Origin of the sequence: Streptococcus sp. 22.1, from assembly GCF_016648645.1 — a bacterium.
GTDB lineage: Bacteria > Bacillota > Bacilli > Lactobacillales > Streptococcaceae > Streptococcus.
This window is the reverse complement of sequence record NZ_JACLQK010000036.1, coordinates 1-6,980: the sequence shown is the minus strand read 5'-3', so window position 1 is coordinate 6,980 and position 6,980 is coordinate 1. Positions and strand designations below refer to the sequence as shown.

The 6,980-nt window shown below is 29.1% G+C and carries 5 protein-coding genes; 3 read left to right on the top strand and 2 right to left on the bottom strand.

Features of this window, described 5'->3' with window-relative positions:
- Both H7U04_RS11090 and H7U04_RS11085 read right to left on the bottom strand, forming a co-directional pair.
- Positions 1-851 (bottom strand): histidine kinase dimerization/phospho-acceptor domain-containing protein (locus H7U04_RS11090; protein WP_311633658.1); only part of this gene is annotated, 851 nt, incomplete at its 3' end.
- A gap of 11 nt (positions 852-862) precedes the next feature.
- A complete protein-coding gene (locus tag H7U04_RS11085) occupies positions 863-1,561 on the bottom strand; it encodes a response regulator transcription factor (protein WP_110981361.1) in 699 nt (232 codons plus the stop codon).
- A gap of 263 nt (positions 1,562-1,824) precedes the next feature.
- Between H7U04_RS11085 and H7U04_RS11595 the strand changes: the two genes are divergently transcribed.
- The 3 genes from H7U04_RS11595 (at position 1,825) to H7U04_RS11070 (ending at position 6,974) form a co-directional block, all read left to right on the top strand.
- Positions 1,825-1,929 (top strand): lacticin 481 family lantibiotic, encoded by a 105-nt coding sequence (locus H7U04_RS11595; RefSeq protein ID WP_260315580.1) that lies wholly within the window; start codon positions 1,825-1,827, stop codon positions 1,927-1,929.
- A gap of 166 nt (positions 1,930-2,095) precedes the next feature.
- A complete protein-coding gene (gene sivM, locus H7U04_RS11075; protein ID WP_110981360.1) occupies positions 2,096-4,879 on the top strand; it encodes a salivaricin 9 biosynthesis lanthionine synthetase SivM in 2,784 nt (927 codons plus the stop codon).
- 16 nt (positions 4,880-4,895) lie between these two features.
- Complete coding sequence (locus tag H7U04_RS11070) at positions 4,896-6,974, top strand: cysteine peptidase family C39 domain-containing protein (RefSeq protein WP_201059817.1); 2,079 nt, start codon at positions 4,896-4,898, stop codon at positions 6,972-6,974.
- The last annotated feature ends 6 nt before the right edge of the window (positions 6,975-6,980 follow it).

The window sequence follows — 6,980 nt, the reverse complement described above, 5'->3', positions numbered from 1 at the left end:
AGAGGGGTATAAGCGACAGGAATATAATAGCTCTCATTAAGGATGGATTGTAAACGTCTTAATTGATTTTTATCTGCTGTATCAGACTTAATAAGAGAAGCATTTGAAATAATAACGGACAGAGGTGTCTTTATATCATGTGCTATACCAGAAATCCAATTTTCTTTAAAAAGATCCCCTTCTTTAAGTTTATTGTCAGCAATATTTATAGCCTCCGTTAATTGTTTTAGCTCATCTTGAGTTGCAACAGAGCCACTTAGGCCTTCTGGTAGTTTTTGAATTGCTGAAACTAAAGGGGTAATTTTACGTTGGACTACTCTAGTACTGTAGGTATAAATGATTAATAGATACAGGCAATTTATTCCAAGTAGAAAAAAAGCTAAAATAAAGAGGTTGTGAAGGTCGGATTTCTCATAATAATCGAAAGGAAATCTAAACACATTATCTTTTGAAAATCCAAAAACAAGAATCTTATTGTTAATAATTTGTACGAATACAGGGTAATCATTTAAATAATAACGTGTAAACTTAGCGACGTCAGTTAGACTATACTGTGTTGGGACTTCACTTGGCTTTTTATATTCATAAATTTCCTTTCCACTATCAGAGTCTAAAACCATAATCCATACCTCTTTAGAATTAGCTAATTTTTTACCTAAGTTAGATAATTTGGCAGAATTAGAACGGATATCAAGTTGTTCGACTAGGCTACTCACTGTATCCATCACATTAGTTTGATTTGCTTGGCTAAAAACAAAAAAAACTATAATAAAAATGTTTATTATGGACATTACTATGACTGAAACAATAAAACGTCTAATAAATTGTGTTACTACACGTAGTTTAAACATGTATAAGCTCCCTACACCATTAGTTTGTAGCCAAGTCCTTTAACAGTAACCAAGTATTGTGGCTTTGAAGGATTAAGTTCGATTTTTTCTCTGATATTTCTAATATGAACCATTAAAGATTTTTCATATCCAAAGCTATCAATACCCCATACCGTATCACAAATCGCTTCTGTAGATACAATATAGTTTTTATTATCATACAATTTTCGAATGATTTGAATTTCTATTGGGGTTAAAGATAATTTTTCATTATCTTTTTCAACAATTGCATTCCCTAAATTAATAATACAATGATCTAATTTAATAGTTTTACTGTCTTCTTTGTACGATCGCCGAAGAAGCGAAATCGTACGATAAATGAGAATTTTAGGTAGGAAAGGCTTAGTTATAAAATCATCTCCTCCAGATTGTAGACCTTGAATTTCATCTTCAGGTTCATTTTTTGCTGTTAGAAAAAGAATTGGAATATCAGATTTTTTTCTAACATATTTTGATAATAAATACCCTTCCCCGTCAGGAAGCATGACATCTAATATAATCAAATCAATAGAATTTTTAACAAAAGACTCTATTCCTTCACTGATGCTGTATGCACTATATATTTTTGAGAAACCAGAAACTGACAGTATCTCCCTTATTGAATGATTTAACGCAACATCATCATCAACAACCAATATTTTCCTAGTCAAAAAAGGCGTTTCTATATCCATGAGCTCTCCTAGTGAAATAATTTGAATTTTCCATATTTATAGTATATCAAAAATATCAAGTAAAATGTAAGCCCACTAAATTCTTTAGGTTTTCTTAAGGTAAATTTTGACATTTCTTTATCTTGTACTTATAAAATGTAATTGTAGCTAGATAAAGATGCTTAATATTGATTTAAATTAAAAAAGGAGAAATATCCATGAAATCAACAAATAATCAAAGTATCGCAGAAATTGCAGCAGTAAACTCACTATAAGAAGTAAGTATGGAGGAACTAGACCAAATTATTGGTGCCGGAAACGGAGTGGTTCTTACTCTCACTCATGAATGTAACCTAGCAACTTGGACAAAAAAACTAAAATGTTGCTAATTATTTAACAAGAAAATTTTACTTAAGCATTCAAGTATTTTTATCTGTTACATATTAAGTTGTGTTAATTAACTTAATGGACTTAAAAGTTTGAGGTAAAGATATCTCAAACTTTTATTTTTTTGCAATAAGATAGATATTTTTACAAGGAATGGATATTTGATTTATGAAGCATAACCAACTATATGAACAATTTGATAAGTTTCCTTTACTTATAATTAAACAGAAATTTAATTACAAATCATTGGAGAATTCAAATAATAGAAAAGTACTAGAAAAAATTATATTAGATTACTATAGGCCAACATTGATTTACTTAATTAATGAAAAAAGGGTCAATGGCGAGCTAAAAGGTAACACTCCTGAGGAACGCTATGATTATTTTAATCAAGAACTATGTGGTAGTGGTAAAATTTTTGGAGAAATTGAAATAAGATTTCCAGAAATTAATGATAGAATCCAATTAATAGTGAAAAAATACTTAGACTTGCACGAGCGAGTGAAATCTACTTTCGTAAAAGACTTTCGGTTTTTGTGTGATAATAATTTTTTACATTCTGATAAATTGAAACCTGATTTGGATAAGCTTGAAATTGAAGTTACGGGTGATATACATGACGGAACGGGAGTGTGTATTATCACTTATAATAATCAAAAGGTAGTATATAAAAGAAAAAGTTCTATAGCAAATAGATTTCTTCGAAAGATAGATTTAATGGTAAGTGAATTTTTTAACAAAGAGATTCGTTTTATTCCAAACATTTTAGATAGAGATGGATATTTTTGGGAACAATATATAAATAATCAAAAATTAAAAAATGCTAATGAGGCCAGGGAATACTACACGAATATGGGTTTCCTATTGTTTTATGCGTATATTTTTAATATTTCAGATTTACATTTTGAAAATATTCTTTCTTCTGGGAAATCGCCAATTTTAGTTGATGTAGAAACTCTCTTTAGTACATCACCATTTGAAATAATAGCTGATAACTTTGCAACCAAGGAGATTACTCAAAGAAGCCGATCCTCGGTACTTTCATCAGGATTACTTCCAATTTCTGAAGCAGAAAAAATATTTGGAGGAGATTTAAGTGGGATCCTTGGTGGAACACTAGTTAATGAATTTAAAACAGTCATTAATAACTACAGAGATGATATTAGAATTGAAAAAGTTGTTCAGGCAACAAAATATCAATCACATCTGCCATTCTTTGAATATTTGGGTCAGAAGGAATATTTAGTAGCTACTAATTATGTAAATGACATAATAGATGGTTTTAAGTTAGTGAGTGATTTTTTTCTTAATCATAAGGAAGAAATTCTGGAAGTGTATCAGCAATATTCTGATTTAAAGACACGAATATTGTTTAGAAATACTCATGAATATGACGTAGTTAGTCAGTTGCTTATTTCTCCAATATATTCCCAAAAACAAGATTTACTTTTTAAAAAAATGTCAGAGAAGCTAAGTCACTATGATAGTAGTAAATTGTGTGAATCAGAAGTTAGACAATTACTCAGTATGGATATACCATCTTTCTATATTGAAGCTAATTCTACAATAGTTACCGATGGATATTCGGATGTTTGGAAAATAAGGAAAACTCCCTTGTATTCTGTTACAGAGAAACTTAACAAACTAACTGAAGATAAGATATCTGAACAAGTTGAATTAATAAGATTTTCACTTCAAGCTGATCGTGATTCTGAGAGTACAGAAATGCAAGAACTGTATAAAAAATATGATGATTTTAGAAATGAAGAGAATATCTTGATTAATGCTTTGAATAACCTTGTAGATGAGATACTTGCAAAAATGTACCTAGACCCAGATGATGAAAGTATTAATTGGATGACTTTAAAAGTTAATGATCATAACAATTTTGAATTGGTTCCAATGGATAATTCAATTTATGATGGTATCTCGGGGGTAGCATTAAGCTTAATAGAATGTTATTCTTTGTTAGATAAAAATAGAAAAAGAAAAGTTTATAGATGTTTGTGTTATTTGTTTAAAACACTTGTAAATGTGTATTCTAATATTTTAGATATGACCTACTATGTTGGAAGATTAGGGATACTATCAACCTTAGTAAGAATATCTCAAATTACCAAACAAGAAATCCCACAAAAAATATTAAATAGTAAAGTTTCTTTGATTAAACAGGCTTTGCAAAATACGCCAGCGGATTTTTTAACTGGATTTTCGAGTTCAATACTAGCTTGTGAAGATGACGAATACTCAGAAGAGTTTCTTCGAACTATGATAAATCGCTTCGAAGAACTTAAACAATATGACAGCAATAATAACTACATTTATTGGGGAAAAGAAGAAAGTAATAATGTTAGCTTAGCACATGGTAATGCAGGTATCGAAATATCATTATTATATTTAGCCGGAAAACTCAACAGTAGAGATGCTAAGGAAATGTATGAGGATGCTAAAAAATTTGATGATAAGCAGAAATTAGACCAAGGCTGGATAGATAAGAGGTTTTCGGATTCAAATGCTCAATGGTGTCATGGGTCAACAGGAGTATTAATATCTAGGTTAGCTCAGTTAAAGTTAAATCAGGAATTTAAAATTTTAAGTATACAAGAAGAATCCTTGCTTGTAGAAGATATTCAGCATGCAATAAAGCAAATTATCTTAATAGGATTTGATATGAATAATTTCACTTTATGTCACGGAGTCGGTGGAAATCTTTTAGCATTAACTTACTATAATAATTTGTATGGGGGTGAAAATAGCTCGGAATTAGAAGAAATCATTAATTCGGAGTATAGAAAAATGCTTTCATTTGGAATTAAATATGGTTGGATGTGCAGTTTTAATACCAACTTCGATTCTTATGGTTTAATGACAGGACTTGCAGGAATAGTTTACTCAGTATCAAAATATTTGAAAAGTGATTCTTCGCTTGAAATTTTAACTCCGGTCTTTTGATAAATGGGGAAGAATAATGAAAGTAATTCTACAAAATAATGAAGAGGACTGTTTACTAGCTTGTTACACAATGCTATTGAATGATTTAGGCTATAAAGTACCTTTGTACGAGGTTTATGAAAGAGATTCACTTCCAGCTGATGGCTTGAGTGCTTCCTATTTACTGAATCTGAATAAAAACTTTAATGTAGATATTAAGGCATATAAGGCTAACTTTGATGAAGTTATAAGTCTAATACGTGTTAGAGGTAATAATAGGGTGATTGTTCATTGGAATAATGATCATTTTGTTGTTCTAGAAAAAATAACCAAAAATTATATAAAAATTGTGGATCCTGCAATAGGAAGAATTAAATTTAGTAAGGATGAATTTTTAGAACACTATTCTGGAACGGTTATTACCGTATTACCGACCGTTGATTTTCATCGTCAAAAAGTGAAGACGCTATTTTTTAAATATTTTAAAAACACACTGGAAGTAAGAGCAATTTTCTCTTTTTTGATTTCGTTACTTTTGATTGAAATTAGTGTTTTGCTATTTTCAATTGTAATAAGAAATATGATGGCTGGAAATTTAAAATTTATTTCAAGTCTTCTCTTATTGTTTACTATTATGTTGCTACAAATTTTTGGATATTATATTAAGAATTTTGCGCTAGAAAAATATAATAGTAATTTTGATAAATCTTACACAACTATCTTATTTAAGAGATTGCTCAATAAACCATTACTATATTTTAGAAATCATACCAATGGAAGTATTTCTGAAAAAATCAGTTTCAGAACGACATTGAGAGATAGTGTGGCATCTAAACTAATCCCTTCAATAGTAAGTCTAGTTTCATCATTTGTAATTTTTATATATTTGGTCATAATCTCTTTTAGACTAACTATAATTTTAGTTTCTATGATTGTATTATATTCTTTAATATCATCTGTTCTATATCATAAGCAGAACGAATATAATCAATCCTATCTACAATATCTAATTGATTTCAACTCAGATTTTCAATCTGATCTAGAAGATATAGATTACATTAAAGTAATGAGAAACGAGAGGGAAACGGAAGATAGATGGATAAAAAATAATAATCGTTTGACAAGCAAATATTCCCAAATTTTAAAAGTTGAAAATTTTGTTCAACTTTTTGGAAGTATATTTAGCTATTTTAGTTTATCAATTGTTATTTTAGCAGTAATTTATAATAATAAATTTTTTAATGTTTCAATAGCAGATTTAGTATTATATCAAACAAGTATTTCATTATTGATTTCATCTATTGAACAAGTGAAAACCTCAATTTTTGAAATAGCACGATTAGCTATATATGCCGAAAAGCAGGGGGATATACTAAAAGAAAATTTACCAATAAATGTTAATTTTGACTTAGATTCAAACTATATAATTCAGACAGAAAATTTAAACTTTGGTTATGGAAATGAATCACTGTATAAACCAGTTAATTTGAAAATTACTCAAGGTGAAAAGATAGCAATTATAGGTAAATCAGGTAGTGGTAAATCTACATTGTTATTATTATTGACTGGCATGTTAAGATATTCTGGCAAGATTACATATAATAGTGACCATCTAGAAAACTATATGGGAGTAATTTTGCAAAATATGACATTGAAAAAAGGAAGTGTATTAGAAAACTTTGAATATGACTCTCCTGATTTAACTAAGCTATCAAAAATACTTGCTGATACCACAGCCGATGAGGTCATTGCTAAACTTCCCAATAAATTACAATCGAAGTTGTTAAAACAGGGAAAGAATCTTTCGGGAGGACAAATCCAGAAATTACTAATTGCCAAATCATTGTTGAAAGGTGAAAAAATTATTTTTTGGGATGAAGCTTTTAGTAATTTGGATGAAATGAGTAAAGATAAGATTTATGAAAATGTTTTAATGGGAAGTTTCTATAAGGATAAAACGATGTTAATTGTAAGTCACCACTTGGATATTGTGAACTATGTTGATAGTGTTATCTTTATAAATGATGAAACAGGAGAAGTCATCAAATCAACTCACGAAGATTTACAAAAGAATAACTTGGATTACAAGAGATTTATTTGTAATAAAGGTGTCTAATACTTT